Origin of the sequence: Candidatus Kosakonia sp. 282A-S69 (assembly GCF_029433855.1) — a bacterium.
GTDB classification, from domain to species: Bacteria; Pseudomonadota; Gammaproteobacteria; order Enterobacterales; family Enterobacteriaceae; genus Kosakonia; species Kosakonia cowanii_A.
The window spans coordinates 160433-187213 of record NZ_JAROAU010000004.1 but is presented as its reverse complement, the minus strand read 5'-3'; the positions used below and the strand labels follow the sequence as shown (position 1 = coordinate 187213).

Annotated in this window: 23 protein-coding genes; 12 read left to right on the top strand and 11 right to left on the bottom strand. The window is 58.3% G+C overall.

What is annotated here, in order from left to right:
- Window positions 1–68: 68 nt before the first annotated feature.
- The gene (gene clcA, locus PU683_RS20520) at window positions 69–1475 is read right to left on the bottom strand and encodes a H(+)/Cl(-) exchange transporter ClcA (RefSeq protein WP_277174467.1); all 1407 of its coding nucleotides are present in this window, start codon (window positions 1473–1475) and stop codon (window positions 69–71) included.
- A 168-nt stretch (window positions 1476–1643) separates the two neighbouring features.
- On the opposite strand from clcA, the gene hemL reads away from it, so the two are divergent.
- Window positions 1644–2924, top strand: a complete 1281-nt coding sequence (gene hemL, locus PU683_RS20515) for a glutamate-1-semialdehyde 2,1-aminomutase (protein WP_277174466.1) — start codon at window positions 1644–1646, stop codon at window positions 2922–2924.
- Between the two features lie 221 nt (window positions 2925–3145).
- On the opposite strand, the gene fhuB is transcribed toward hemL, so the two are convergent.
- The 6 genes from fhuB to hrpB form a co-directional block, all read right to left on the bottom strand.
- Window positions 3146–5128 (bottom strand): Fe(3+)-hydroxamate ABC transporter permease FhuB, encoded by a 1983-nt coding sequence (gene fhuB, locus PU683_RS20510; protein WP_277174465.1) that lies wholly within the window; start codon window positions 5126–5128, stop codon window positions 3146–3148.
- Window positions 5125–6015, bottom strand: coding sequence for a Fe(3+)-hydroxamate ABC transporter substrate-binding protein FhuD (fhuD, locus tag PU683_RS20505; RefSeq protein ID WP_277174464.1), 891 nt, complete (start codon window positions 6013–6015; stop codon window positions 5125–5127). Before fhuD ends, fhuB begins: the two co-directional genes overlap by 4 nt.
- Window positions 6015–6812: a Fe3+-hydroxamate ABC transporter ATP-binding protein FhuC gene (gene fhuC / locus PU683_RS20500; protein WP_277174463.1), complete on the bottom strand. Its 798-nt coding sequence runs from the start codon at window positions 6810–6812 to the stop codon at window positions 6015–6017. The genes fhuD and fhuC overlap by 1 nt, the downstream gene beginning before the upstream one ends.
- A gap of 49 nt (window positions 6813–6861) precedes the next feature.
- Window positions 6862–9111: a ferrichrome porin FhuA gene (fhuA, locus tag PU683_RS20495; RefSeq protein ID WP_277174462.1), complete on the bottom strand. Its 2250-nt coding sequence runs from the start codon at window positions 9109–9111 to the stop codon at window positions 6862–6864.
- 252 nt (window positions 9112–9363) lie between these two features.
- The gene (gene mrcB / locus PU683_RS20490) at window positions 9364–11883 is read right to left on the bottom strand and encodes a bifunctional glycosyl transferase/transpeptidase (RefSeq protein ID WP_277174461.1); all 2520 of its coding nucleotides are present in this window, start codon (window positions 11881–11883) and stop codon (window positions 9364–9366) included.
- 117 nt (window positions 11884–12000) lie between these two features.
- Entirely contained in the window at window positions 12001–14430 is a 2430-nt protein-coding gene (gene hrpB, locus PU683_RS20485; protein WP_277174460.1) for an ATP-dependent helicase HrpB, read from the bottom strand.
- Window positions 14431–14502: 72 nt separating this feature from the next.
- Between hrpB and thpR the strand changes: the two genes are divergently transcribed.
- Window positions 14503–15036, top strand: coding sequence for an RNA 2',3'-cyclic phosphodiesterase (gene thpR, locus PU683_RS20480; protein ID WP_277174459.1), 534 nt, complete (start codon window positions 14503–14505; stop codon window positions 15034–15036).
- On the opposite strand, the gene PU683_RS20475 is transcribed toward thpR, so the two are convergent.
- Window positions 15023–15535, bottom strand: coding sequence for a DUF6622 family protein (locus tag PU683_RS20475; protein ID WP_277174458.1), 513 nt, complete (start codon window positions 15533–15535; stop codon window positions 15023–15025). The genes thpR and PU683_RS20475 overlap by 14 nt on opposite strands.
- Before the next feature lie 114 nt (window positions 15536–15649).
- Here PU683_RS20475 and sfsA point away from each other — a divergent pair, with 114 nt between their 5' ends.
- The 8 genes from sfsA to panD all read left to right on the top strand — a co-directional run bounded on the left by sfsA (window position 15650) and on the right by panD (window position 22155).
- Entirely contained in the window at window positions 15650–16354 is a 705-nt protein-coding gene (gene sfsA / locus PU683_RS20470; RefSeq protein ID WP_277174457.1) for a DNA/RNA nuclease SfsA, read from the top strand.
- A 172-nt stretch (window positions 16355–16526) separates the two neighbouring features.
- Window positions 16527–16982, top strand: a complete 456-nt coding sequence (dksA, locus tag PU683_RS20465) for an RNA polymerase-binding protein DksA (RefSeq protein ID WP_007373199.1) — start codon at window positions 16527–16529, stop codon at window positions 16980–16982.
- A gap of 90 nt (window positions 16983–17072) precedes the next feature.
- A complete protein-coding gene (gluQRS, locus tag PU683_RS20460; RefSeq protein WP_277174456.1) occupies window positions 17073–17969 on the top strand; it encodes a tRNA glutamyl-Q(34) synthetase GluQRS in 897 nt (298 codons plus the stop codon).
- Window positions 17970–18027: 58 nt separating this feature from the next.
- Window positions 18028–19425, top strand: coding sequence for a polynucleotide adenylyltransferase PcnB (pcnB, locus tag PU683_RS20455; RefSeq protein WP_277174502.1), 1398 nt, complete (start codon window positions 18028–18030; stop codon window positions 19423–19425).
- Window positions 19422–19901 (top strand): 2-amino-4-hydroxy-6-hydroxymethyldihydropteridine diphosphokinase, encoded by a 480-nt coding sequence (gene folK / locus PU683_RS20450; RefSeq protein WP_054802815.1) that lies wholly within the window; start codon window positions 19422–19424, stop codon window positions 19899–19901. Before pcnB ends, folK begins: the two co-directional genes overlap by 4 nt.
- Window positions 19902–20009: 108 nt before the next feature.
- Entirely contained in the window at window positions 20010–20801 is a 792-nt protein-coding gene (gene panB, locus PU683_RS20445; protein ID WP_277174455.1) for a 3-methyl-2-oxobutanoate hydroxymethyltransferase, read from the top strand.
- Between the two features lie 11 nt (window positions 20802–20812).
- Window positions 20813–21670 carry a pantoate--beta-alanine ligase gene (gene panC, locus PU683_RS20440; protein ID WP_277174454.1) on the top strand — a complete coding sequence of 286 codons (858 nt, stop codon included), beginning with the start codon at window positions 20813–20815 and terminating at the stop codon, window positions 21668–21670.
- 104 nt (window positions 21671–21774) lie between these two features.
- Window positions 21775–22155 (top strand): aspartate 1-decarboxylase, encoded by a 381-nt coding sequence (gene panD / locus PU683_RS20435; RefSeq protein WP_277174453.1) that lies wholly within the window; start codon window positions 21775–21777, stop codon window positions 22153–22155.
- A 4-nt stretch (window positions 22156–22159) separates the two neighbouring features.
- Here panD and PU683_RS20430 read toward each other — a convergent pair whose 3' ends face one another.
- Window positions 22160–23404, bottom strand: coding sequence for a polysaccharide deacetylase family protein (locus PU683_RS20430; RefSeq protein ID WP_277174452.1), 1245 nt, complete (start codon window positions 23402–23404; stop codon window positions 22160–22162).
- A 452-nt stretch (window positions 23405–23856) separates the two neighbouring features.
- Between PU683_RS20430 and PU683_RS20425 the strand changes: the two genes are divergently transcribed.
- The gene (locus PU683_RS20425) at window positions 23857–24180 is read left to right on the top strand and encodes a hypothetical protein (RefSeq protein ID WP_277174451.1); all 324 of its coding nucleotides are present in this window, start codon (window positions 23857–23859) and stop codon (window positions 24178–24180) included.
- A gap of 119 nt (window positions 24181–24299) precedes the next feature.
- On the opposite strand, the gene PU683_RS20420 is transcribed toward PU683_RS20425, so the two are convergent.
- Window positions 24300–25070, bottom strand: coding sequence for an ABC transporter permease (locus PU683_RS20420; protein WP_034813337.1), 771 nt, complete (start codon window positions 25068–25070; stop codon window positions 24300–24302).
- Window positions 25067–25993 (bottom strand): ABC transporter ATP-binding protein, encoded by a 927-nt coding sequence (locus PU683_RS20415; RefSeq protein WP_277174450.1) that lies wholly within the window; start codon window positions 25991–25993, stop codon window positions 25067–25069. The genes PU683_RS20420 and PU683_RS20415 overlap by 4 nt, the downstream gene beginning before the upstream one ends.
- 107 nt (window positions 25994–26100) lie before the next feature.
- Between PU683_RS20415 and can the strand changes: the two genes are divergently transcribed.
- Complete coding sequence (gene can, locus PU683_RS20410; protein ID WP_187801342.1) at window positions 26101–26763, top strand: carbonate dehydratase; 663 nt, start codon at window positions 26101–26103, stop codon at window positions 26761–26763.
- Window positions 26764–26781: the final 18 nt, after the last annotated feature.

Here is a 26781-nt window from a genome sequence, read left to right as displayed (position 1 = left end):
TAATACGTCGACCTGGGCAAATATTGACCCGATCATGGCGGCTATTATCCAATAGGGTAGTAAATCGTTCAAGTATTCTCCCGCGGCAGCGCATGGTCAGCGGCGGCCTCTTGCCTGGCAAGCGTACGTGCCAGGATGGCGGAATAGAGCGGTTTACCGCCCAAAAACTGGGCTAACAGTGTCGCACCAAGGCAGGTAATGATCATTGGCAAAATAAGCTGATAATTGTCAGTCATTTCCAAAACTAGCACAATTCCGGTCAACGGCGCGCGCAGCGAGGCAGCGAGTAACGCCCCCATTCCGGCAACGGCAAAGGTCGCGGCATCAAGTTGATAATGGGGGAAAATCGCCATGCTCGCCGAGCCAAACGCCATGCCGAGCACCGTGCCTAATGACAGCATCGGCGCAAAAATTCCGCCCGGTGCGCCGGAGCTAAAGCAGAGCAGCGTCATCGCCACGCGGATAAGAAAAATAAACAGCAGCGCGCTGACGCCATAATTGCCGGCAGAAGCAATCGGGATCAGCGCAAAACCGCCGCCGGAGAGCGCAGGCGCCATCAGGCCGAGCACGCCGCAGGTTCCGCCAATCAGGCCGCCTATCAGCACCCATTTCCCGGTCTTCCCGCCGTGCAGGCGCAAAAACAGATCCTGGGTACGCAGCACCAGGGTGTTAAACAGCGGGCCGATACAGCCAAACACCATCCCCAGCAGCAGGTAGAGCCACAGGGTGTTCACCGGCGCGTTACTTAGCTTACCGACATCAATGACCGCCGCTTCGCCGTTAAACAGGCGAAAGACGATGCTCGACATAATCACGCCGGTAAAGACAGCTTTGATGGAGATAAGGTTGTAGTGAAACTGCGAGCGCATCTCTTCGATGATAAAGAGGATACCCGCCAGCGGCGCGTTAAAGGCCGCGGAGAGCCCCGCCGCCGCGCCGGTTGCCAGCAGAGTGTGGCGCGCTTCGCCGCTGCGCAGGCGAAAGAGATCGCACACCATCCGCCCAACGTTACCGCCAATCTGCACCGTTGGCCCTTCGCGCCCCAGCACCATGCCCGCGCCCAGCGTCCCCATGCCGCCGAAAAACTTCACCGGCAGTACGCGCCACCAGCGCACCGGGCGCAGCTCTTCCAGCGCGCCTTCAATCTCCGGAATACCGGAGCCGCCCGCTTCCGGCGCGAAGCGGCGCACTAAAAAGTAGCCAGTCATCGCCAGCAGCGCCGAGGCGATAAAGGCCAGCGGCCAGACGACAGCGCTGTTCGCTACCTGCGCCAGCGCGCCGATGCGCAGGTTGATCACCGCATTTACCGCCTTTTCAAAGGCGACGCCCACCAGCCCGGTAAGCGTTCCCGCAACGGCGGCCACAATGAGGATCGCCAGCGGCGTTTTATCACGTTGCAGCATCTGACGCAGAATATCTCTGCGTCGGCGTCGTTCAACCTGCTGCTGTTCAAATGAGGGAGTGTTTTCTGACATCGGCTCTGATACGTCATACAAAAGAAGTATTGTAGCCACCCCTTGCCGCCGCGTCGCGGGCAAAATCCCTGCAAAATATGTCCTTCTTCCCGGCAAAACTTTCATCCGCTTCCGCTAATCACATAGAATGACCGGCAACGATTTTTTCCAGCAACCAGGAATGAAAGCATGAGTAAGTCTGAAAACCTCTTTAATACAGCGCGACAGCTTATCCCTGGCGGGGTCAATTCACCGGTACGCGCCTTCACCGGCGTTGGCGGTACACCGCTGTTTATCGAGCGCGCTGACGGAGCTTATCTGTACGATGCCGACGGCAAAGCCTATATCGACTATGTTGGCTCCTGGGGACCGATGGTGCTGGGCCACAACCACCCGGCGATCCGCAATGCGGTAATTGAAGCGGCCAGCCGCGGCCTGAGCTTCGGCGCGCCGACCGAGATGGAAGTGAAAATGGCGGAGCTGGTGACCGAACTGGTTCCGACCATGGATATGGTACGCATGGTCAACTCCGGCACCGAAGCGACGATGAGCGCCATCCGCCTCGCACGCGGCTTTACCCATCGCGACAAAATCATCAAATTCGAGGGCTGCTACCACGGCCATGCCGACTGCCTGCTGGTGAAAGCGGGTTCCGGCGCGTTAACCCTCGGTCAGCCGAACTCACCCGGTGTACCGGCGGATTTTGCCAAACACACTCTCACCTGCACCTATAACGATCTCGCCTCGGTACGCGCGGCGTTCGAGCAGTATCCGCAGGATATCGCCTGTATCATCGTTGAGCCGGTCGCAGGCAACATGAACTGCGTCCCGCCGCTGCCGGAGTTCCTGCCGGGCCTGCGCGCGCTGTGCGACGAGTTTGGCGCCCTGCTGATTATCGATGAGGTGATGACCGGCTTCCGCGTCGCGCTGGCGGGCGCACAGGCCTACTACGATGTGGTGCCGGATCTGACCTGCCTTGGCAAAATCATCGGCGGCGGAATGCCGGTAGGTGCCTTCGGCGGTCGCCGCGAGGTGATGGAAGCGCTGGCACCAACCGGGCCGGTTTACCAGGCGGGCACCCTCTCCGGTAACCCGATTGCGATGGCCGCGGGCTTCGCCTGTCTGAATGAAGTGGCGCAGCCAGGCATTCACGCCACCCTGACCGATCTGACTACCCGCCTTGCGGAAGGCCTGCTGGAAGCGGCGCAGGAAGCCGGTATTGGGCTGGTAGTTAACCACGTCGGCGGGATGTTTGGTCTCTTCTTTACCGATGCGCAGAGCGTGACCCGTTATCAGGATGTGGTGAAGTGCGACGTTGAGCGCTTTAAGCGCTTCTTCCATCTGATGCTGGAGGAAGGGGTTTACCTTGCGCCGTCTGCCTTTGAAGCGGGCTTTATGTCCGTTGCCCACAGCGTTGAAGATATCGATAACACCATCGACGCCGCGAAGCGCGCCTTCATGAAGCTGTAATATCTTGCCGCCATAGGGAAATGCCGGATGGCGCTACGCTTATCCGGCCTACAAAAAACCGCGATGTCATCGGGAAATGCCGGATGGCGCTACGCTTATCCGGCCTACAAAAACCGCGATGTCATCGGGAAATGCCGGGTGGCGCTACGTTTATCCGGCCTACAAAATTGTGTTCTCAGCCTTAGTAGGCCCGGTAAGCGTTAACGCCACCGGGCATTTTTTTAGCGGCTCTGCTTTCTCAACAGGTAGATAAAGTACGGCGCGCCAATAAAGGTCGAGAGCAGCCCCGCCGGGATCTGGAACGGAAACAGCACCATCCGCCCGCACCAGTCGGCGAACACCAGCAACACGCCCCCCACCAGCGCGGAGATAACCATATGCGGCATCGTGCGGCGAAAACCCATCATGCGCGCGATATGCGGTGCCATCAGCCCGACAAAGCTGAGCGGCCCGATGGTCATCGTCGCCGCCGCTGTCAGCGCTGCTGCCAGCAGCAGCAGCACAATACGCGACGAGGTCAGCGCCATCCCTACCGAGCGCGCGCTCTCCCCGCCGAGCGGCAGGATCATCAGCCAGCGGCGGCACAGCGGGGTTAATGCCAGCAGCACCACCATCACCACCGCGCTGCGCACCACCAGCTCACCGGAAGCGTGATAAGTGCTGCCGGAGATCCAGGTCAGTATCGTTGCCATGCGCGGATCGCCGCTCGCCTGGAGCATCATCAGCAGCATGGTAAAGGCGGTGCTGAGCGCCATCCCAGCCAGCAGCATGCGGTGCGGCGAAAAGCCGCCGCGACCGGCGGCCAGCATAATGATCAATAGCGTTGCCGCCGCGCCAAGACTTCCGGCAGGCAGCAGCCAGCCAAAGGCGTTGCCTGGCACAAAGAAGAGCATCAACACCACGCCAAACGCCGCGCCGGAGCTGATGCCCAGCACTTCCGGGCTGGCCATCGGATTACCGGTCAGACGCTGGATAATGCATCCGGCCACCGCCAGCATCATCCCGGCAGTCAGCGCAGCAATAATGCGCGGCCAGCGCCAGGGCAGCAGTTCATCCAGCAGCGCGCCGCTGGCCCACTGCCAGCCGTGGGCATCGCGGCCAAAACTGAGTGCTGCCCACATTGCCAGCAGCAGTAATAACAGGCCGCCCAGCGCAAACCCCAACACATGTCCGCGCTCGGGACGGATCTTATCCCCGCCATCCATCGCCGGTGCGCTCATACTGCGCAGGCGCGGCAGCAGCCACAGCAGCAGCGGTGCGCCAATCAGCGCCGTCATCGACCCGGTAGAGACCTCCATCCAGACGCGCGTCAGCCAGAGGATCACCTGATCGGAGAGCCAGAGGATCAGCGCGCCAATCAGCGGTGCCAGCATCAGGCGCGTCAGCAGACGCCGTGCGCCGAGCATCTTCGCCAGTAGCGGCGCGAAGAGGCCGATAAAGCCGATAATACCAACCGCGTTCACCAGCAGCGCACTGAGGGCAATCGCCAGCGTTAACGCCGCCAGCCGCGCCAGCGACAGCGCCAGCCCAAGGTTGCGCGCCACGCCATCATCCAGCCCCATTAAGGTCAACGGGCGCAGCAGCAGCAGCGTTAACACCGTGCCGCCCAGCAGTTGCGGCCAGAGACGTTGCACTACGCTCCAGTCGGTCTGCGTCAGCGTACCGGTGCTCCATAAAAACATACTTTGCAGCTGATCGTGGTGAAACAGTGCCAGCAGCTGATTGATCGCCCCGCAGTAGAGGCTCACCACCAGGCCCGCAAGAATTAAGGTTACCGGGGAGAGTCGTTTTCCCCACGCCACGCCAAACACCAGCGCGCCAACGGCGCAGGCACCAAGCAGCGCCGCAAACTGCGATGCCATGACGCCCGGGATCGCCCAAAGCGTAGTGATGGTGATCCCGAGCTGCGCGCCGGTCGCCACACCAAGGGTGGTCGGCTCCGCCAGCGGGTTACGCAACACCTGCTGGAACAGCACGCCCACCAGCCCAAGTCCGGCCCCGACCAGCAGCGATATCACCAGGCGCGGCAGCAGGCTGTAGTGAAACAGCATCTGATCGATATGGTCGATATTCGGCGCAAACAGTGCCTGCGCCCATTGAGCGCGCGGCAGGGCAAGGGTCAGGTTGTACCAGGTTAACCCGGCCGCCACGATAAACAGCACCGCCAGCAGCAGCACCGATGAGAGGGAGAAGCGACGGATCATGCCCGGCCTCCCAGCGCGTTATCCAGCACGCGGGTGAAATGCATGGCAGAGAGCGTCGCGCCGTAGAACCAGACTGCCGGCACGCGCTGAAAACGCCCCTGGCGCACAAATGGCATCGCCTGCCAGAGCGGTGTCGCCATCACGTTTTGCATATCCTGTTCATTGTTGTGATCGAAGCAGATCACATCGACATCTTTATAGGCGGCAAGCCGGTCGATGCCGACCGCCACGCTGCCCCAGAAGGTCTGCTCGCCCTGCCAGGCGTTACGGATGCCGAAGGTATCAAGCACTTCCTGAAACAGGCAGTTGGCGCCAAACACCAGCACATGGCGCGGATCGAGCAGGGTAATCATCAGCAGCGGGCGGTCGCCGCGCCGGACAAAGCGCGGCTTTGTAGCGCTCATCAGCGCATCGAACTGCGCAAGATGCTGACGCGCCTGCGCCTCTTTGTTAAGCAACTGCGCCATCTCGTTCAGCGAGCGTCGGGCCATCGCCAGCGGCTTTTTGCCGTCGCTAAAGGTAAACCCGCGCCCCGGCGCAATGGTCGCCAGCTTCGCCTCGGAGGGGCCATAGCCCGCCGACCAGACCAGCAGCGACGGCTTCATCTGCGTCAGCAGTTCGAGGTTGGGTTCGGTACGCAAACCAACATCAATCACCGACGCCGGCAGCGACGGTTCGTTGACCCAGGTATTGTAATTTTGCACATCGGCGACGCCGTAGGGCGCCACGCCCAGCGCCAGCAGCAGCTCGACCGGCAGCCACTCAAGCGCCACAACGCGCTGCGGATCGACGCCCGCAGCCTTTGCGCCACGCATCTGCCAGAGCAGCGGCGACAGCGCCATCGCCGTCAGTAAACGCCGACGGCTGATTTCAGGTATACCGGCCATCAGTAGACAAAGCTCACGGGCGCGGCACCGGCCGGGTGCGGCAGGATCCCCATCGGGATACCGTAAATCTGCTCCAGCGTCTCGGCGCGCATTAAGGCCTCCGGTGCCCCTTCGGCGATCATCTCGCCGCCGCGCAGCGCCACCAGATAGTCACAGTAGCGCGCCGCCATATTAATATCGTGCAGCACGGCAATCACTGTCAGCCCACGCTGCTGGCTTAAGCGGTGCACCAGCGCCAGCACATCGACCTGATGGGCGATATCGAGCGCCGAGGTCGGCTCATCAAGCAGCAGGCAGCGGCTATCCTGCGCCACCAGCATGGCAATCCACGCGCGCTGACGCTCACCGCCAGAGAGGCTATCCACCAGCCGGTGCGCCAGCGGTTTTAAACCGACCAGCGCAATCGCCTCCTCCACTTTCTCCCGGTCAGCCACGCCAAAACGCCCCAGCGCCCCGTGCCACGGATAACGCCCAATCGCTACCAGTTCGCGCACGGTCATCCCCTCCGCCTGCGGCAGCTGCTGCGGCAGATAGGCGACTTTGCGGGCGAACGCTTTGCTGCTCCAGCTCTCCAGCGGCTGCCCGTCGAGCAGAATATTGCCCGCAGAGGGTGCCTGATGGCGGCCGAGCATCTTCAGCAGCGTCGATTTACCCGAGCCGTTATGACCAATCAGGCCGGTCACTTTCCCGCTCGGGAAGGTCAACGACAGCGGATGCAGCAGCGTGCGTCCCGGCACGCGGAAAGTGACATCGTCGAGTTGAAAGGTGGTATCGGGAAGCGTTTTGTTTTCCTGCATGGTTGCCAACTTGTCAGAGGGCACGGCGAACCGTGCCCGAAGAGAAAGATTAGAAGCGGAAGGTTGCGGTTGCCGTCACCTGACGTTCAGCGCCCCAGAAGCAGCCGTAGCTGTTAAAGCAGCTGGCGACATATTCACGATCGAAGAGGTTATTGACGTGTAAAGCGACACTGGAGCCCGCCATACCCAGGCGCGCCAGATCGTAACGCACCAGCGCATCAACGACGGTGGCGCTACCGACTTTAAAGGAGTTCGCCGGATCGCCGAAGCTCGAGCCGGTAAAGCGCGCGCCTGTACCCAGCGTCAGGCCGGAGAGCGCGCCATCATAGAAGGTGTAATCGCCCCACAGCGAAGCCATATGTTTTGGTACCTGCGCCGGGGTGTTACCTTTCAGTGTGGTGTCGGTAGTGTATTCCGCTTGCGTATAGGTGTAGGAGCCGACTACGTTCAGGTTGGCAGAGAGCGCCGCTTTGGCTTCCAGCTCCACGCCGCGCGAGCGCACTTTGCCGCCCTCAACTGACCAGACAGATCCGGCAGGATCGGCCATCAGGTTGTTGCTCTTGGTCAGCTGATAGAGCGCGCCGGTCAGCACAATCGGCCGATCGCCCGGGCTGTATTTCACACCGGCTTCGTACTGCTTGCCTTTCGACGGGGCGAAGATCGCGCCCTTCTCACCGGCGGTTGACGACGGTTCGAAAGATTCGCTGTAGCTGAAGTATGGCGTCACGCCATTATCAAACAGATAGTTAACGCCGCCACGCCAGCTAAACTGCCTGTCGTCACGGGTGGTGGTGATACCGGTCTCGCGGTTAAACGCGCTCTGTTTCGCCCAGTCGTAACGGCCGCCCAGCGTAACCAGCACCTTCTCCCACTGCGCCTGATCCTGCGCATAGAGGCCAGTCTGTTTTTGCCGGTTAAGAATGCGGTAAGCACCAGACGGGCCAGCATGGGCAGCGAAATCGAAGTCACCGCGATCGAGGTTATAGATATCCGATGGCGCAACAGATCCCGCATAGCCAAACCATGAGTCGATGTCGTTACGCATACGCATAAAGTCGACGCCGGTCAGCAGCGTATGGTCGACAGAGCCGGTAGCAAACGCGCTTTGCAGCTGCGTATCGACCGAGAAGTTCTGTAATTTCTCATGGTCAATCACATACTGACGCGTCAGGTAGTGGTTCCACTGCGACGGCGCGATACTGGCGCAGGGGCTTTTACTCGGTTCGGCGGTGTAGAGCGGATCAGAGCACATGCCGTAGCCGTAGACGCTGTTTTGCGAGGTTTTGTTCTCGGCGTAGCGCAGGTTCTGGCGCACGGTAAAGGTGTCGTCGAAAGCATGCTCGAAGCTGTAACCGACCATCTTCTGGTTACGGGAGTAGGTGTTGTTCTTCGCGCCTTCGTTGAAACTGGTCGGCAGACGCTTGCCGTTCGGCAGCGGTTCGACGGTTCCCTCTTTCGGCAACCAGCCGTAATAGCCGGTGTCCGGCTCATTCTGGAAATAGGAGAGGAAGGTGAAGTTGGTTTTATCATCCGGCCGCCAGCTAAATGAGGGGGCGATGGTATAACGCTGCTCTTTTTTCCCGTCCTGCTGTGCATTGGCAGAGCGCGCCAGGCCGGTCAGGCGATACGAGTAAACACCGTCATCATCCAGCGCGTCGCTGAAATCAAACCCGGTCTGGAACAGGCTGTGGGTGCCCGCTTTAAACTGAATCTCATGCAGCGGCATGGTGGTCGGGCGCTTGCTGACCATATTCATCAGGCCACCCGGGCTGCTTTTTCCGTAGAGCACGGACGTTGGCCCGCGCAGCAACTCAACGCGTTCCAGCATATAGGGATCGATCACCGCGTCGTTATAGAAGTTGCCCTGCAACTTCAGGCCGTCGAGGTAGTTATTCTGGCTCTGGTTATCGGCGGCAAAACCGCGGATGATGAGCTGATCGTAAGTATTGGAAGCGCCGCGCGTGCCCACGCTGACGCCAGGTGTGTAACTCAGGGCCTCTTTCGCCGATTTCGGCTGATGCAGCGCGATCTCTTCGGCCGTAACGACAGAAATGGACTGCGGCGTTTTTTCCAGCGGTATATCCGTTTTTGTCGCGGTCGCGGTATGTTTCGCCGCGATGGTCGCCGCTGGCCCCCACGCACTCTCTTGCGGCGCGGCGGTGGTCACGGTGATGGTGTCTTCTTTCGAGGAGGTAGCAGCCTGTGCATAAACAGACATGCCGCTAACCGCTGTGGCTACTACGACTGCGACGGTACGCAGCGTAAAAGTGACTGGCTGAGCAGTTGTTGGACGCGCCATGAGTGTATCTCTGATTCAATAAGTGAACGTTAACGTAAACGAGAATTATTATTATGACCGCAGAATAATATGCGAAGCGCTCCGTGCATAGCAAGCGTAAAGCCGCCCGGCGGGGCTTCAGAGAGAAGAATTATGCGGTGAAAAAGCAGGATGTTAATTGCATGAAGAAAGGAATTTAACGCAGCGTTATTTGAATGTGTCAGAAAGAACAAAATAAAAAACCCCGGTCTGCTGAACCGGGGTTTTTTATCACTAGTTGCTGCCGAACATCTCTTTAATCCAGCCCGCTACACCATCGCTCTTCTGCTCCTGCTGCGGCTGTTGTTGTTGCGGCTGCTGCTGTTGCGGTTGCGTCGACTGATCGAACGGGTTGCCCGTTTGCGGCTGCATCATCTGGCTTTGCTGACACAGCGCATCCGGATTGGTAGTCCAGACCGGCAACTGACGTACACCGCCGCCGCCGCAGATAAAGTTACCCATATCATCAACGCCCATGTTGGTGATGTCCTCCGGCGGCGTCAGATCCAGCGGGATCGGCGACTGGTTTTGCAGATAACGCTGGTAAATCGCCATTGCGCCGCTGGCACCATACAGCTTGGTCGGCTGGTTATTATCGCGGCCAACCCAGGTGATGGTCACTTCACGCCCGTCGATGCCGGCAAACCAGGTATCGACGTTGTTGTTGGTCGTACCCGTTTTCCCCGCCAGGTGCAGACCCGGATACTTCGCGCCAAGCTGGCGACCCGTTCCGCGCTGGACCACCTGCTGCATGGTCCACAGCGTCATGTATGCCGCCTGAGCAGGCACCACACGTTCCGCCTGCGGGTAGCTCTGATAGAGCACCGTACCATCTTCAGCAATCACCGAACGCAGCGCGGAGAGTTGCGCGCGGTTACCGCCGCTGGCGATGGTCTGGAAGGCCTGTGCCACTTCAATCGGCGTCAGGTTGAGCGCACCCAGCAGCATTGACGGCATGCCGTTCAGCTGGTTCTTCGGCGCACCGAGTTTCTCCCAGGTCTCCGTGACGGCCGGTAAGCCTACCGCCATGCCGAGGTTAACGGTCGGTACGTTCATTGAGCGCGTCAGCGCATCCACCAGCATCACCTGACCGCTGAAGCGGCGATCGTCGTTCTGCGGCGACCACACCTGGCCGTTGGAGAGGCGCAGCGAAATCGGCGCATCCGCAATCCAGGTGTTCAGGCGATAGGTGTTGGGCTGGCTCAGCGCCGTCAGGTAGGTCGCCGGTTTCGCCAGCGAGCCGATAGAGCGACGCGCCTGCATGGCACGGTTATAACCGGCAAACTGCGGTGTCGCACCGCCCACCATCGCGCGCACTTCACCGGTGTAGCGATCGACCACCACCATCGCGGTTTCCAGATCCGACAGCTTGCGCTGTTTGATCAACAGCGGAATACCTTCCACCGCCGCTTTTTCGGCAGCATCCTGCGCCACCGAGTCAAAGGTGGTGAAGATCTTCACGCCGGAGAGATCTTTTACCTTATCGCCAAGTTTGCTCTGCAACTCCTGGCGCACCATCTGCATAAACGCTGGCTGAGGTGAGATCACCCCGCCGCGCGGCTGTACGCCGAGCGGACGCGCGCTGAGCATGTCATACAGCTCCTGGTCAATCACGCTCTGCTGCTGCAGCAGACGCAGCACCAGGTTACGGCGCTCAAGAGCCAGTTTCGGGTTACGCCACGGGTTGTAGATCGACGCCCCTTTTACCATCCCCACCAGCAGCGCCTGCTGATCGAGACTCAGCTCTTCAACCGGACGGCCAAAGTAGTAGAGGCTCGCCAGCGGGAAACCGCGGATTTCGTTATCGCCGCTCTGACCGAGGTAAACCTCGTTCATGTAGAGTTCAAGGATGCGATCCTTGCTGTAGCGGGCATCCATGATCAGCGCCATGTAGGCTTCGTTGGCTTTACGCCAGTAGGAGCGCTCGCTGCTCAGGAAGAGGTTTTTCACCAGCTGCTGGGTCAGCGTACTTGCCCCCTGCACCGTACGCCCTGCGGTGAGGTTCGCCAGCACCGCACGGCCAATCGAGTAGAAGCTGATGCCGTCATGCTCGTAGAAGTGGCGGTCTTCCGTCGCCAGCAGCGTGTCGACCAGCAGATCCGGGAAGCCGTTACGCGCCACGAACAGGCGCTGCTCGCCGTTCGGCGAAGAGAGCATGGTAATCAAGCGCGGATCGAGGCGGAAGAAACCGAACTGGCGGTTGCTGTCCATATTCTCAATCGTCTCCAGGCGATCGCCGTCAAAGGTCAGACGCGCGCGCACTTGGCCCTCTTTGCTGTCCGGGAAATCAAAGGGACGACGGATCATCTCGATGCTTTTCGCCTGCACGGTGAACTCACCGGGACGCGTCATCTTCGTCACTTCGCGGTACTGTGTCGCCTCCAGCAGCTTGACCATCTCATTTTTGCTGATGGCCATATCCGGCTCGAGGTTGACCATACGGCCATAGACCGCGGCGGGCAGCTGCCACACTTTACCGTCGATACGGGCGCGGATTTTCTGATCCAGATAGACGCCATAAATGGCAAACAGCACTGCGCAAACAATGAAAATTTTCAGCAGCAGCCAGAACCAGCCGCGTTTACCGCGGGGCTTTTTGCCTCTGCCTCTTCCCTTTTTCGGCACTGCGTTTTCCTCTTCATCATCGTATTCGTCATACTCTTCATCACGAACGCGACGACGACTGATTTTCTCTTTTGCCGGGCGCGCAGGTTTCCCCTTGCGTCCAATTGGCTCGCGGTCATTCCCCGCCATGCTTTACTCTCCGCAACGTTCAGGCGCAAGGGCCCGATTCTCAGCTCTTCGGCCCACAGGCAGAAGAAGAACTCTCTCAATTTATACCACTGCTGAAAGACGCTATACGCATCAGCACTATGAATACTTTTTCGTTCGCCGCGTCGGCGCGGTGTTCGCCGGATCGTCCGGCCAGACATGTTTGGGATAGCGCCCCTTCATCTCTTTTTGCACCTCGCGGTAGGTTCCGGCCCAGAACGCGCCTAAATCACGCGTAATTTGCAGGGGCCGCTGGGCAGGCGAAAGCAGCTCCAGCACCAGCGCCACACGCCCCTGCGCAATCGTTGGGGTGGTGGCTTCGCCGAACATCTCCTGCATCCGCACCGCCAGCGCAGGCGGGTTATCTTCATGATATCGGATGGCTATCCGGCTTCCGGTCGGCACAGTGTAATGCCCAGGCAGCTCACTATCCAGCCGTTGACGCAACGACCACGGCAGCGCCTGCTGCAACGCCTGCCCTACATCAAGGGTCTGCAAATCGCGCAGGGAACGAATGCCGCCCATTTGCGGCAGCAGCCACTCCTCAAGAGTGTTGAGCAGCGATGCGTCATCAACGGCGGGCCAGTCGAACTCCGGCAGCCATTTCGCGGCGCAGAGTAAGCGTAAACGATACTGCGCCGCTTCGCTTGTCCAGTTCAGCACCCGCAATCCTTTTTCGCGAATACCGTTTAGCATCGCCCGGTGCAGCTCCTCTTCAGAGGGCTTCGCCAGCGGCTGGGCGCTCAGCGTCAGTTGCCCGATCTGCCGACGGCGAAATGCTTTCAGGGTGCCGAGCGTTTCGTCCCACTCGACGCTGTCGGAGTGGGTAACCAGCTGCGGAGATTGGGCAACAAGCGCGTCGATATCCAGCGGCAGGGCCAGTAAAATACGCGCATCCGGCGACTGGCTCCCCTGCAACAGCAATGGCGCGAGCAGCCATTCGTGTCGGTTTAGCGCATCATCGGCATCCAGCGTCGCGCCTAAGCCATTCGCTAATTGATACCGCCCCTGCTGACCGCGTCGGCGCGCGATACGATCGGCAAATGCGCAGGCCAGAAGTGGGGCCATTGCGCGGTTATCCGCTTCGCCGCTGCTGCTCTTCAGCCTGCGTGCCAGCTGGCGCGCGCGCTGCTGCCAGTTCCCCTGCTGGCGCGAAAAGGCGGCGCTCAAATCGCTATTACCGCCGCGCGGCGGCTCTTCGAGGATCGCCGCCAGCTTCGCCGCGGTGGCAATCTCATCATCTCCCCGCGCGGCCGAAAGCATTGCCGCCAGACGCGGATCGTTACCGAGCGTCGCCATTTTCATACCAAACGGGGTTAAACGCCCCTCTTCCAGCGCACGCAGTTGCGTCAGCAGCCTGCGCGCCGCCGCCAGGTTAGCCTCAGGCGGCTGATCCAGCCAGGTGAGCTGCGCAGCATCCTGGCAGCCCCACTGTAACAACTCCATCAACAGGCCGGAGAGATCGCTATTGACGATCTCCGGGCTGCTCTGCGCCGCTGCGCGCTCCGCCTGCTCTTTGGCGATCAGATGCAGACAAATGCCCGGCTCCAGACGCCCGGCGCGTCCGGCACGCTGGGTCATCGACGCCACGCTGATGCGCTGAGTAACCAGGCGCGTTAAGCCGCTGCGGGCATCAAAACGGGCAACGCGCTCCTGCGCGCTGTCCACCACCAGCCGGATCCCTTCGATGGTCAGGCTGGTTTCGGCAATATTGGTCGCCAGCACCACTTTTCGCTTGCCAGCAGGCGCAGGCAGAATCGCTTTGCGCTGTTCGCTTAACGGCAGCGCGCCATACAGTGGGCAGAGCAGCACATCGCTGCCGATGCGCGAAGCGAGCTGCTCCTGCACGCGCTGGATCTCGCCGACACCCGGCAAAAAGAGCAGCAGCGAACCGGACTCGCTGCGCAACAGCTCAGCCGTGGCCTGCGCCACCCCTTCATCGAAGCGCTGATGAGCGGGCAGCGACTGGTAGCGCTGTTCAACCGGGAACGCGCGCCCTTCGGAGACGATCGCTGGTGCGTCCGGCAACAGCGACTGTAGGCGGTCATTATCCAGTGTCGCGGACATAATCAGGAGTTTCAGATCGTCCCGCAGCCCCTGCTGCACATCAAGCAGCAGCGCCAGCGCAAGATCGGCCTGCAGGCTGCGCTCATGAAACTCATCCAGAATCACCAGCCCGACACCGTTAAGCTCCGGATCGTGTTGGATCAGGCGAGTAAGGATCCCTTCGGTGACCACTTCAAGGCGGGTATTCGGGCCGACGCAGGTGTCGGCGCGCATGCGGTAACCCACGGTGTCACCGGGTTGCTCATTAAGAAGTTCCGCCAACCGTTGGGCAACGTTGCGCGCCGCCAGCCGTCGCGGCTCGAGCAGCAAGATTTTTCCTTCGACCGCGCCCTGTTGCAGCAGTTGCAGCGGCAGCCAGGTCGATTTCCCGGCACCGGTCGGGGCGCTCAGCAGCACCTGGGGCGCCTTTTTCAGCGCAGAGAGAAGATCGGGCAGAACGGCGGCAACCGGCAGTAAGGACACAAACGCTCCAGGGGTTAACAGAAGAGGAGCCGCAGTATACCATCCCCACATATTCTTGACTTCGAGCACACTATGCCCGCATCAAAAAGGCTCTTTTTTGCCATTGAACTGCCCGCCGATCTCCAGACCCAACTGGTGCAGTGGCGCGCGCAGCACTTCGCCCCGCAAGCGGGACGGCCAATCGCCGCCGCCAATTTGCATCTGACGCTGGCCTTTCTGGGCGATATCAGCGCTGAGAAACAGAAGGCGCTGGAGACGCTTGCCGGGCGCATTCGCCAGCCCGGCTTTACGCTGACGCTGGATGATGCCGGGCAGTGGCTGCGCTCGCGCGTGGTGTGGCTCGGTTCCCGCCAGCCGCCGCGCGGATTATTACAACTTGCAGATATGCTGCGCGCGCAGGCAGCCCGCAGCGGCTGCTATCAAAGCCCGCAGCCTTTTCACCCGCACATCACGCTGCTGCGCGACGCCAGCCACGCGGTCTCGCTGCCGCCGCCGGGTTTTCGCTGGTCATTTCCGGTCACTGAGTTCGCGCTCTATGAGTCGCAGTTTCTTAATGGGCGCACCCGTTACACCGCCCTCAAGCGCTGGTCCCTTAGCGGCGAGTAACGGCCTCGCGCCGCCAGGCGAGGAAGAGATTCAGCGTTCCCCCCCAGAAAAGGCCGTCCAATACACCGGTGATAAACCCAAATTGCAGGCTATACGTCGCCGATTGATGCAGCTGCGGGTGCATAAAAAGCCACGCCGTCAGGCCATACTTCACGCTAAAGGCGATAACAATCAGAATCAGGGTCAACGGCGTACCGGGCCGAATAATCTGATGCTTATCCGCCGCGTTCTGTAAGCGCGGCTGGTTGCGCCACAGCATCCAGCCCGCGGCCGTACCGATCAGCAGCCCTGCGGCCAGCCCGCTTATGGAGGCAGCGCTTAAGTGAAACTCCTGGCGCAGGCTCCAGATGCCCCAGACCAGAAACAGCAGGGGCAACAGAAAAAGGCGTCTGAGCGACATTTGCCGATCGGAGAGCGCGCTGATGCCGCGCTTAATAAGGAAGAGAAAAAGCACCCACACCCATATCGGGGTGTGTCTGACGAGCGTAAAAGCTGACATATCATGCTCCGGGTTATAGAGTCTTTCGCTGCGTGTGAATACGCGGCGCACGAGCCAGAGCATCTTCACGCTGCAAGACGCCGCTTAGCAAGCCACAAACATTAAGGAAGAGATATGGAATTCACCCCGCCGTTACAATCCGCCACGCTGGTGACGCGCTATAAGCGTTTTCTGGCGGATGTGGTGACGCCCGAAGGCGAAACCCTGACGCTGCACTGCCCCAATACCGGCGCGATGACCGGCTGCGCGACGCCTGGCGATCGGGTCTGGTACTCCACCTCAACCAATCTCAAGCGCAAATATGCCCACACCTGGGAATTAACTGAAACGCAGCAGGGCGCGTTTATTTGCGTTAATACTCAGCGGGCAAATATGTTGACGAAAGAGGCCATTATCGCGGATCGCCTGCCTGAGTTAACGGGCTATAGCGCGCTGAAAAGCGAAGTGAAATATGGTGCGGAGCGCAGCAGAATTGATTTTCTGTTACAGGCAGAGGATCGCCGCAACTGCTATATTGAAGTGAAATCGGTCACGCTCGCCGAGCAGCAGTCAGGCTATTTCCCGGATGCGGTCACACTGCGCGGGCAGAAGCATTTACGGGAGTTGATGAGCGTTGCGGCCAACGGTGACCGTGCGGTGATCTTGTTCGCCATTCTGCACTCTGCCGTTGAACATTTCGCACCCGCGCGCCATATTGATGGGGAATACGCACGATTATTGAGTGAAGCGCAACAAAAGGGGGTGGAAGTTATTGCTTATAAAGCGGAACTTTCTGCCGATAATATGAGTCTTAGCTTGCCGCTACCGTTCTCGCTTTAAGGCAAGCGCCTGACGAATAAGTGATTTGGTCGCGTGCGCAAATACGCTTTTCTTCACAGGGTTGTCAAGTGTTACGTATGGATATTTGCCAACCGTAAAAGCATCTGCTATTTATAGCGGCCTGATTTTTCCCCCGTACGGGGATCGATAGTGCGTGTTAAGGAGAAGCAACATGCAAGAAGGGCAAAACCGTAAAACATCGTCCCTGAGTATTCTCGCCATCGCTGGGGTGGAGCCGTATCAAGAGAAGCCGGGCGAAGAGTATATGAACGAAGCCCAGCTGGCGCACTTCAAGCGGATTCTTGAAGCATGGCGCAATCAACTTAGGGATGAAGTCGATCGCACCGTTACGCACATGCAGGACGAAGCGGCTAACTTCCCGGACCCGGTTGACCGTGCTGCTCAGGAAGAGGAGTTCAGCCTCGAACTGCGTAACCGCGATCGCGAGCGCAAGCTGATTAAGAAGATCGAAAAAACGCTGAAAAAAGTAGAAGACGAAGATTTCGGTTTCTGCGAATCCTGTGGCGTTGAAATTGGTATCCGTCGTCTGGAAGCGCGTCCGACTGCCGACCTGTGCATCGACTGCAAAACCCTGGCGGAAATCCGCGAAAAACAGATGGCGGGCTAACACCCGGCATTCCTCAAGACGCCCCGCTGATGCGGGGCGTCTCTTATATGGCGGCGAACGCGCCCGCTCTGTATGTTTTTGCCTGTCCCTATGCCTGAATCACACTATATCGGGCGCTTTGCGCCATCCCCATCCGGTGAACTGCATTTTGGTTCGTTAATCGCCGCTCTCGGCAGCTATCTGCAAGCCCGCGCGCAGCGTGGTATCTGGCGCGTGCGGATTGAAGATATCGATCCTCCTCGTGAAGTGCCCGGCGCGGCAGAGAGGATTTTGCGCCAGCTGGAACACTACGGCCTGCAGTGGGACGGCGAAGTGCTGTGGCAGTCCCGCCGGCATGATGCCTACCGCGAAGTGCTGGCACGGCTGCACCGTGAAGGGCTGAGCTATTTCTGCACCTGCACACGCGCGCGCATTCAAAGCGTCGGCGGTTTCTACGATGGTCACTGCCGCACCCTGAATCATGGCCCGGAAAACGCCGCGGTCCGCCTGCTGCAACACCGACCGGTGCTGGAATTTACCGACCGCCTGCGGGGACGCATCGTCGCCGAAGAGAAACTGGCGCGCGAAGATTTTATTATTCACCGCCGCGATGGCTTATTTGCTTATAACCTTGCCGTGGTGGTCGATGACCATTTTCAGGGTGTGACGGAGATCGTGCGCGGGGCGGATCTGATTGCGCCGACGGTGCGGCACATCTCCCTCTATCAACAATTAGGCTGGCCGGCACCTGAGTATGTTCATCTGCCATTAGCCCTTAATGAACAAGGAGATAAGCTCTCCAAACAGAACCATGCACCCGCTCTGCCAGAGGGGGATCCGCGTCCTGTGTTGATCCGTGCTTTACAATTTCTGAACCAGGATGTAACAAAAGAGTGGCAGGATCTCACCCTTGAGCATCTGCTGGAAAAGGCGGTGGCGAAGTGGTCGCTTTCACGCGTACCTGTAACAGGCGATGCGAATACAGCATTCTCAAATGCTTCGCGCTGAGCTATGATTAGCCGCTATTTTTTTGTCCCGATGACGTCTGACACTACCGAGGTGTACTATTTTTACCCGAGTCGCTAATTTTTGCCGCAAGGTGCTGAGCCGCGAAGAGAGCATGGCCGTTGAGGCAATGACCAAACCGCAAATGACGGTTATTCCGCGTGAGCAGCACGCTATTTCCCGCAAAGATATCAGCGAAAATGCGCTCAAAGTGCTCTATCGTCTGAATAAAGCGGGCTATGAAGCTTACCTGGTAGGCGGCGGTGTGCGCGACTTGTTGCTGGGCAAAAAACCAAAAGATTTTGATGTCACCACGAACGCGACGCCGGATCAGGTGCGTAAGCTGTTCCGCAACTGCCGCCTGGTAGGTCGCCGTTTCCGCCTCGCGCACGTGATGTTCGGGCCGGAGATTATCGAGGTGGCGACCTTCCGTGGTCATCATGACGATCAGCAAACCGATCGCACCATCTCCCAGCGCGGCCAGAACGGCATGCTGCTACGCGACAACATCTTTGGCTCGATTGAAGAAGATGCCCAGCGTCGTGACTTCACCATTAACAGCCTCTATTACAGCGTTGCCGACTTTACCGTGCGTGATTACGTCGGCGGCATGCGCGATCTGCAAGAGGGCACCATCCGCCTGATCGGCAACCCGGAAACCCGCTACCGTGAAGATCCGGTGCGCATGCTGCGCGCGGTGCGTTTCGCCGCCAAGCTGGGGATGCAGATCAGCGAAGAGACTGCCGAGCCGATCCCGCGTCTGGCAACCTTAATTAACGACGTGCCGCCGGCGCGTCTGTTTGAAGAGTCTCTTAAGCTGCTGCAGGCCGGTTACGGTTACGATACCTACCAGCTGCTGTGCGAATATGGCCTATTCCAGCCGCTCTTCCCGATCATCACCCGCTGCTTTACCGAGCGCGGCGATAGCCCGATGGAGCGCATCATTGCCCAGGTGCTGAAGAACACCGATAACCGCATTCACAACGATATGCGCGTTAACCCGGCGTTCCTTTTTGCCGCCATGTTCTGGTATCCGCTGCTGGAGAACGCGCAGCGTATCACCCAGGAGGGCGGGCTGGCCTATTACGACGCTTTCGCGCTGGCGATGAACGATGTGCTCGACGAAGCGTGCCGCTCGCTGGCGATCCCGAAACGCATCACTACGCTGGTGCGCGATATCTGGCAGCTACAGCTGCGCATGTCCCGTCGCCAGGGTAAACGCGCCTGGAAGCTGATGGAGCATCCTAAATTCCGCGCCTCTTACGATCTGCTGGCGCTGCGCGCCGACGCGGAGAATAACGCCGAACTGCAGCGCCTGACAAAATGGTGGGGCGAGTTCCAGGTCTCCGCACCGCCGGCGCAAAAACATATGCTTGATGATTTAGGCGAAGAGCCTGCCGAGCGCCGTCGTCATCGCCGTCCGCGCAAGCGTGCGCCGCGCCGTGAGGGCAGTGCGTGACGCTGGCGTTTATCGCGCTGGGCAGCAATCTTGCCTCGCCGCTCGATCAAGTTAACGCCGCGATAGCCGCGCTGGGAGAGATCCCCGACAGTCGGATCGTGGCGTGCTCCTCTCTTTACCGCACTCCCCCGCTCGGCCCGCCGGATCAGCCTGACTATCTCAATGCCGCCGTAGCGCTGGAAACGACGCTTGCGCCGGAAGCCCTGCTCGACCATACGCAGCGCATTGAGCTACAGCAGGGGCGCGTGCGCAAAGCCGAACGCTGGGGGCCGCGCACCCTCGATCTCGATATCATGCTGTTTGGCGAGATGACGGTGCAGACCGCGCGGCTGACCATTCCCCATTACGACATGAAAAACCGTGGCTTTATGCTGTGGCCACTGTTTGAGATCGCCCCTGACCTGCACTTCCCCGATGGCGAATCGTTGCAGGCAGTGCTGACGCGGCTAAACGCGCCAAAACCTCACGCCTGGTAAACCCGCCTGAAAAGGTGACCTGCCTCAACGGGTTGCCTAAAACCATTGCCCCCCTGAATGTTGCTGCTTAGAATGCGCCAGATTCGCCTTCGACTATCAGGAAACGCTATGAAACCGACCACCCTCTCGTGGCTGCTGAAATGTAAGCAGGAGAAGCGCCGCTTTGCCACCATCACCGCCTATGACTACAGCTTTGCCAAACTCTTTGCCGAAGAGGGGATCAACGTGATGCTGGTCGGCGATTCGTTAGGCATGACGGTACAAGGGCACGACTCCACGCTGCCGGTGACGGTGGCCGATATCGCTTATCACACCCAGGCGGTTCGTCGCGGCGCACCGGCTTGCCTGCTGCTCGCCGATCTGCCGTTTATGACCTACGCCACGCCCGAACAGGCGTTTGAGAACGCGGCAGCGGTGATGCGTGCGGGTGCCAATATGGTGAAAATCGAAGGCGGCCGCTGGCTGGCACCGACGGTGAAAATGCTCACCGAACGCGCGGTACCGGTGTGTGGTCACCTCGGTTTAACCCCGCAATCGGTCAACATTTTCGGCGGCTATAAAGTACAGGGGCGCGGCGATGCGGCGCAGGGCCTGTATGAGGATGCGCTCGCGCTGGAGGCGGCAGGCGCGCAGCTGCTGGTGCTGGAGTGCGTGCCGGTTGAGCTGGCGCAGCGTATTACCGGGGCGTTAACCATTCCGGTGATTGGTATTGGCGCAGGCAATGTGACTGACGGACAGATTCTGGTGATGCATGACGCGTTCGGCATTACCGGTGGACATATTCCAAAATTTGCTAAAAATTTCCTCAATGAAGCAGGCGACATGCGTGCCGCGGTCAGGCAGTATGTGGCTGAAGTCGAGTCCGGAGCCTATCCGGGCGAAGAGCACAGTTTCCATTAAGGAGCCTTGTTGTGTTGATTATTGAAACCCTGCCGCTGCTGCGCCAGCATATTCGCCGCCTGCGTCAGGAAGGAAAACGCATTGCGCTGGTGCCGACCATGGGCAACCTGCATGACGGTCATATGAAGCTGGTCGACGAAGCGAAACTGCGCGCCGATGTGGTGGTGGTGAGCATCTTTGTTAACCCGATGCAGTTTGACCGCCAGGATGACCTGGCGCGCTACCCGCGTACCTTGCAGGAAGATTGTGAAAAGCTGAATAAACGCAAAGTCGATTTCGTCTTTGCCCCCGCGCCTGCGGATATCTATCCGCAGGGCACAGAAGGCCAGACGTACGTTGACGTTCCGGGTATCTCGACGATGCTGGAAGGTGCCAGCCGTCCAGGCCACTTCCGCGGCGTCTCCACCATCGTCAGCAAGCTGTTTAACCTGGTGCAGCCCGATATCGCCTGCTTCGGCGAGAAGGATTATCAGCAACTGCAGCTGATCCGCAAAATGGTGGCGGATATGGGTTACGACATCGAAATTGTCGGCGTACCGACCGTGCGTGCGAAAGATGGCCTGGCGCTCAGTTCGCGTAACGGCTATCTCACCGCCGATCAGCGTAAAATCGCGCCGGGAATGAGCAAGGTCATGAATGCTATCGCCGATAAGTTACTGACGGGCGAGCGCGATGTTGAAGAGCTGGTAGCGCTGGCGGAGCAGCAGGTTAACGAGGCCGGTTTCCGCGCCGATGATATTCAGATCCGTGATGCGGACACGCTGCTTGAAGTGACCGAGAGCAGCCAGCGCGCGGTAATTCTGATGGCGGCATGGCTCGGCCAGGCACGGCTTATCGACAACAAAGTGGTTGAATTAACCCAGAAATAATCTGGCAGAACGCCGCGCCGGTTAAGGCGCGGTAACAACAGACGGGGTTAGCAGGGAGCCGTCTCCCCGTTTCGGCTTTACTCTCAGTAACGAAGGTTCAACTTATGATTCGCACTATGCTGCAAGGCAAGCTTCACCGCGTCAAAGTGACGCAGGCCGACCTGCATTACGAAGGCTCCTGCGCCATCGACCAGGATTTTCTGGAGGCGGCCGGTATCCTTGAATATGAAGCCATTGATATCTACAACGTCACCAACGGTAAGCGCTTCTCGACCTATGCGATTGCCGGCGAGCGCGGCTCACGCATTATCTCCGTTAACGGCGCGGCGGCGCACTGTGCGGATGTTGGCGATATCCTGATTATCGCCAGCTACGTCACCATGCCCGATGAGACGGCGCGCAGCTGGCAGCCGAAAGTGGCCTATTTTGACGGCGACAACGAGATGAAACGCACTGCGAAAGCCGTGCCGGTTCAGGTTGCCTGATGCCCTACCCCTGCGGCTGATTGCTGATCAGCCGCGACATCGTTTCCAGCGAATCCGTCCGTAAGACATAGAGCCGTTTCAACAAGAAGGGATTATCCCCCGGCTTCACCTTCCCGCGCACCGTGGTGACCGCCATATGGAAACCGGCGTCATTCGCCGCTTTCACCGCTTTATCGTCATAGCCGCCAAACGGATAGGAGAGATAGAGCACATGCGGGTTGAACTGCGCCAGCGCGCGGCGCGAACGTTTAAAATCAAACAGAATATTGTGATAGCTGCGGCTAAAGAGGATCGGATGGCGCGCGTCGTCAACCCGGTGCAAAAAGTGGGTGTGCGACTGCACATCGAACACATCACGAATGCCGTTAAGTTCCGAAACGCTCATGAACTGCAGCGATTTTGCATCCCACTTCTGTGGCTTCAGCTTGATACGCGACGAGATAATAAACGCTGTCGCTTTAAACCCATACTGATGCAGGATCGGGTAGGCGTAGCGGCTGACGGATTTCAGCCCATCATCAAAGGTGATCACCACCGCGCGCGCGGGGAGGTTCATACGGTTACGCACATACCCTTCTAACTGGTACATCGACAGCGTGGCGTAACCCTGGTCACGCAGCCAGGTCATCTGGTTGGTGAAGGCGCGTACCGAGGTGGTGGTAGAGGTATGACGGAATCGGGTGTTCTCTTCGTCATGCAAAATGTGATGGTAGGTCAGCACCGGCAGGCCGTTATCCTCCTGCGCATCGAGGCTGCTGACCCACGCCAGCCGATTGCCGATGCGGATCTGAAACCAGGTCTGATTCAGGCGGTCTTTAAGCTTATCAATAATCGGGTAGCGCAGGTTTTTCGCCAGCGTGCCAAACTGCGGGCTGGTTTTATCCGGCGCGTTGTAGAGCGGCGTATCCTGCCAGGTGATGAGATTCTGATTGCTGAGCGGCTTGTTAAGATCGCCGAGGCTATCCTGCACGCGCTTGTTGCCCGTCACCGGGCCGAGATGGCCTTTATCAATAAACCCCGAGCCAAAACCGAAGCGAAAGGCGTAGTAATCCTCCTCGCCCGGCACCACGCCGATGAGCTGCCCGGCGCGAATATTGCCGACGGTAATGACGTTATCACCCACCTGCGCCCAGATGTCAGCATCTTCAGTAGTTTGCAGATAACGTGCAGGAACAGCTTGTTCGCTGATGATCGCGGCAGAGGCGCTGCCGGCCAGCAAGAGAAACAGAAAGGCAATCAAACGAGACATGAGACGAACCGCGTTAGGAAAGTGGCGTGATTGTAACAAAACCTGAGGGAGTTAATGGCTTTGTTTAGGTCAAAAAGTGGGCTAACTCGGCGGATTGTTTTGGCTCAGGTGGCGTCGGGTTCGGCACATAACACGTCAATGTCATCGAAGATGATTCGCTGGCAGCCTTTATAAAGCGCATGTGCCTATACTCCTGCTCATTCAGATATTTCAGCAATCGAATAATTTTGCGCGAAGGGTGGGCAGATAGCTTCAGCTTTAAATTCAGGGGTGAATGGGACACGTCCAGATATTAAAACCATCATGCATTACATTATGGATTTATATACTGCAAATTTGTCGTTAAAGATAACCCAGCAAAATAATCATCTGCCATTCGAATTTTGCATTGCTCCTTTCCTGGTGTATTTTTACTCTGCAATTGCACCTTAATAATGGACTAAGGGATCATCATGAACATGGATAAAGCTATCATTCTCTCTCTGCTTTTAGGTTTTTCATCCGTTTCAGGCGTTGCTGTAGCGGGACAATGCCCTGCAAAAACAAGCATAACGCCAACGGGAGTGGAAACGGACAGTGATGGGATTTCGAGCATGGTGTATTGCTCTCCATCAGCCACTAACTGTAAATGGAAAGGATTCGACCCCATGGCCATAATTGGCAGTAAGGTGAAAGAACTCTTAAATGCGCGTAATCAGCCAACGAAAAACAATGGGCTCACTTATTGTGATTACCGATTAGAAACGGGCGATCAAATAAGAATGTCTTTGAAATAGTTTTCATTGCTGAGTTTGCCTGACACTAAGATCGCCACAGCGATCTTAGTATTTTTTAAGCACGGCTAAAATAGCCGGATAGGCGTTAGCACCCTCCGGCAGAAAGCCCCCCAGAGCCGTTAGCTACGCAGCCCGCGTCCACGCTGAATTAAATACCAGCAGGTCAGATAGAAGCCGAGGATAAAGACCACCAGCACGCCGACCGTGGTGACGAGCGGTACATCGCTAATCCCGAGGAAGCCGAAGCGGAAGCCGCTAATCATGTAGACGATCGGGTTCAGGTGCGACAGCGCCTGCCAGAACGGCGGCAGCAGCGTCAGGGAGTAGAAGACGCCGCCGAGATAGGTCAGAGGGGTCAACACAAAGGTCGGGATCAGGCTGATATCGTCGAAAGTTTTGGCGAACACCGCATTCAACAGACCAGCCAGCGAGAAGAGCACTGCGGTGAGCAACAGCGTCAACCCGACAAACAGCCATGAGTGCACCTGGAAAGGCACGAAGAAGAGCGACACCGCCGTCACCAGCACGCCCACGCAGAGCCCGCGCGCCACGCCGCCGCCAACATAACCAACGATAATGACGTGCGTCGGCACCGGCGCCACCAGCAACTCCTCAATGTTGCGCTGAAACTTGGCGCTAAAGAAGGAGGAGGCAACGTTGGCGTAGCCGTTGGTGATCACCGCCATCATGATCAGCCCCGGGACGATAAACTGCATATAGGTGAAGCCGTGCATTTCACCGATACGCGAGCCAATCAGGTTGCCGAAAATAATAAAGTAGAGGGTCATGGTGATCACCGGCGGCACCAGTGTCTGCACCCAGATACGCATAAAACGCTGGATCTCTTTGTACCAGATACTCTTCAGCGCCACCCAATAAAGCTGCATCATGCGCCCTCTCCTTTCCTGTCATGCACCAGCGTAACGAACAGCTCTTCGAGGCGGTTGGCTTTGTTACGCATACTTAATACCTGAATCCCCTGCGCGCTGAGCTGGCTAAAGACGCTGTTGATGCCCTGCTCGCGCAGTACCTCAACCTCAAGCGTTGAAGTATCCACCAGGCGATATTGATACCCTTCCAGCTTCGGCAGCGCGCTTTTCGCCGCCAAATCGAGGATAAACGTCTCTGATTTGAGCTTGGCGAGCAGCGATTTCATCGAGGTGTTCTCCACCAGTTCGCCATGCTGGATGATGCCGATATTGCGGCACAGCATCTCCGCCTCTTCCAGATAGTGGGTGGTGAGAATAATGGTGGTGCCTTTGTCGTTCAGATCCTTCAAAAAACCCCACATTGAGCGGCGCAGCTCGATGTCGACGCCCGCCGTTGGCTCATCGAGGATCAGTAGTTTTGGCTCATGCATCAGCGCACGGGCAATCATCAGACGGCGCTTCATCCCGCCGGAGAGCATGCGCGCGCGTTCATTGCGTTTTCCCCACAGATCGAGCTGGTTAAGATACTTTTCGCTGCGTGCTAGCGCATCTTTGCGATCGACACCGTAGTAGCCCGCCTGGTTAACGACGATCTGCTGCACCGTTTCAAACGGGTTGAAGTTGAACTCCTGCGGCACCAGCCCAAGCTGGCGTTTGGCGTTCACCACATCTTTTTCCAGGTCATAGCCGAAAACGCTGACCCGGCCAGAGGTTTTATTCACCAGCGAGCTGATAATGCCGATGGTCGTCGATTTGCCCGCGCCGTTTGGCCCAAGCAGGGCGTAGAAGTCTCCCGCCTCGACTTTCAGATCGATTCCGCGCAGCGCCTGAACGCCGCCAGGATAGGTTTTTTTAAGCTGCTCAAGCTCCAGTGCAATGGTCATGTATTATCACTTACCTATTTTCTTACACTCGATGTGTGGTTTTAAAAGAGAAAGAGTTGACCTATATTAGGCCTCGCACTTATTTTGCTTACAGGTCGCAAAGCGCTATGAAAGACATAGATACACTCATCAGCAACAACGCACTATGGTCAAAAATGCTGGTCGAGGAAGATCCAGGATTTTTTGAAACGCTGGCGCAGGCACAAAAGCCGCGCTTTCTGTGGATTGGCTGTTCAGACTCACGCGTTCCGGCTGAGCGCCTGACTGGCCTTGAACCCGGCGAGCTGTTTGTTCACCGTAACGTGGCCAACCTGGTCATCCATACCGACTTAAACTGCCTCTCCGTTGTGCAATACGCCGTTGATGTGCTGGAAGTTGAACACATCATCATCTGCGGCCACTACGGCTGCGGCGGTGTTCAGGCAGCGGTTGAAAACCCGGAGCTGGGTCTTATCAACAACTGGCTGCTGCACATTCGCGACATCTGGTTTAAACATAGCTCGCTGCTCGGCGAAATGCCGCCAGAACGTCGTCTCGATACGCTGTGCGAACTGAACGTCATGGAGCAGGTTTATAACCTTGGCCACTCAACGATTATGCAATCCGCCTGGAAACGCGGCCAGAACGTGACGATTCACGGCTGGGCTTACGGCATCCACGACGGCCTGCTGCGCGATCTGGAGGTGACTGCCACCAACCGCGAAACGCTGGAACAGCGTTATCGCACAGGTGTCCAGAACATCAGCCAGAAGCACATTAATCACAAATAACAATCGGGGCCGTCGGCC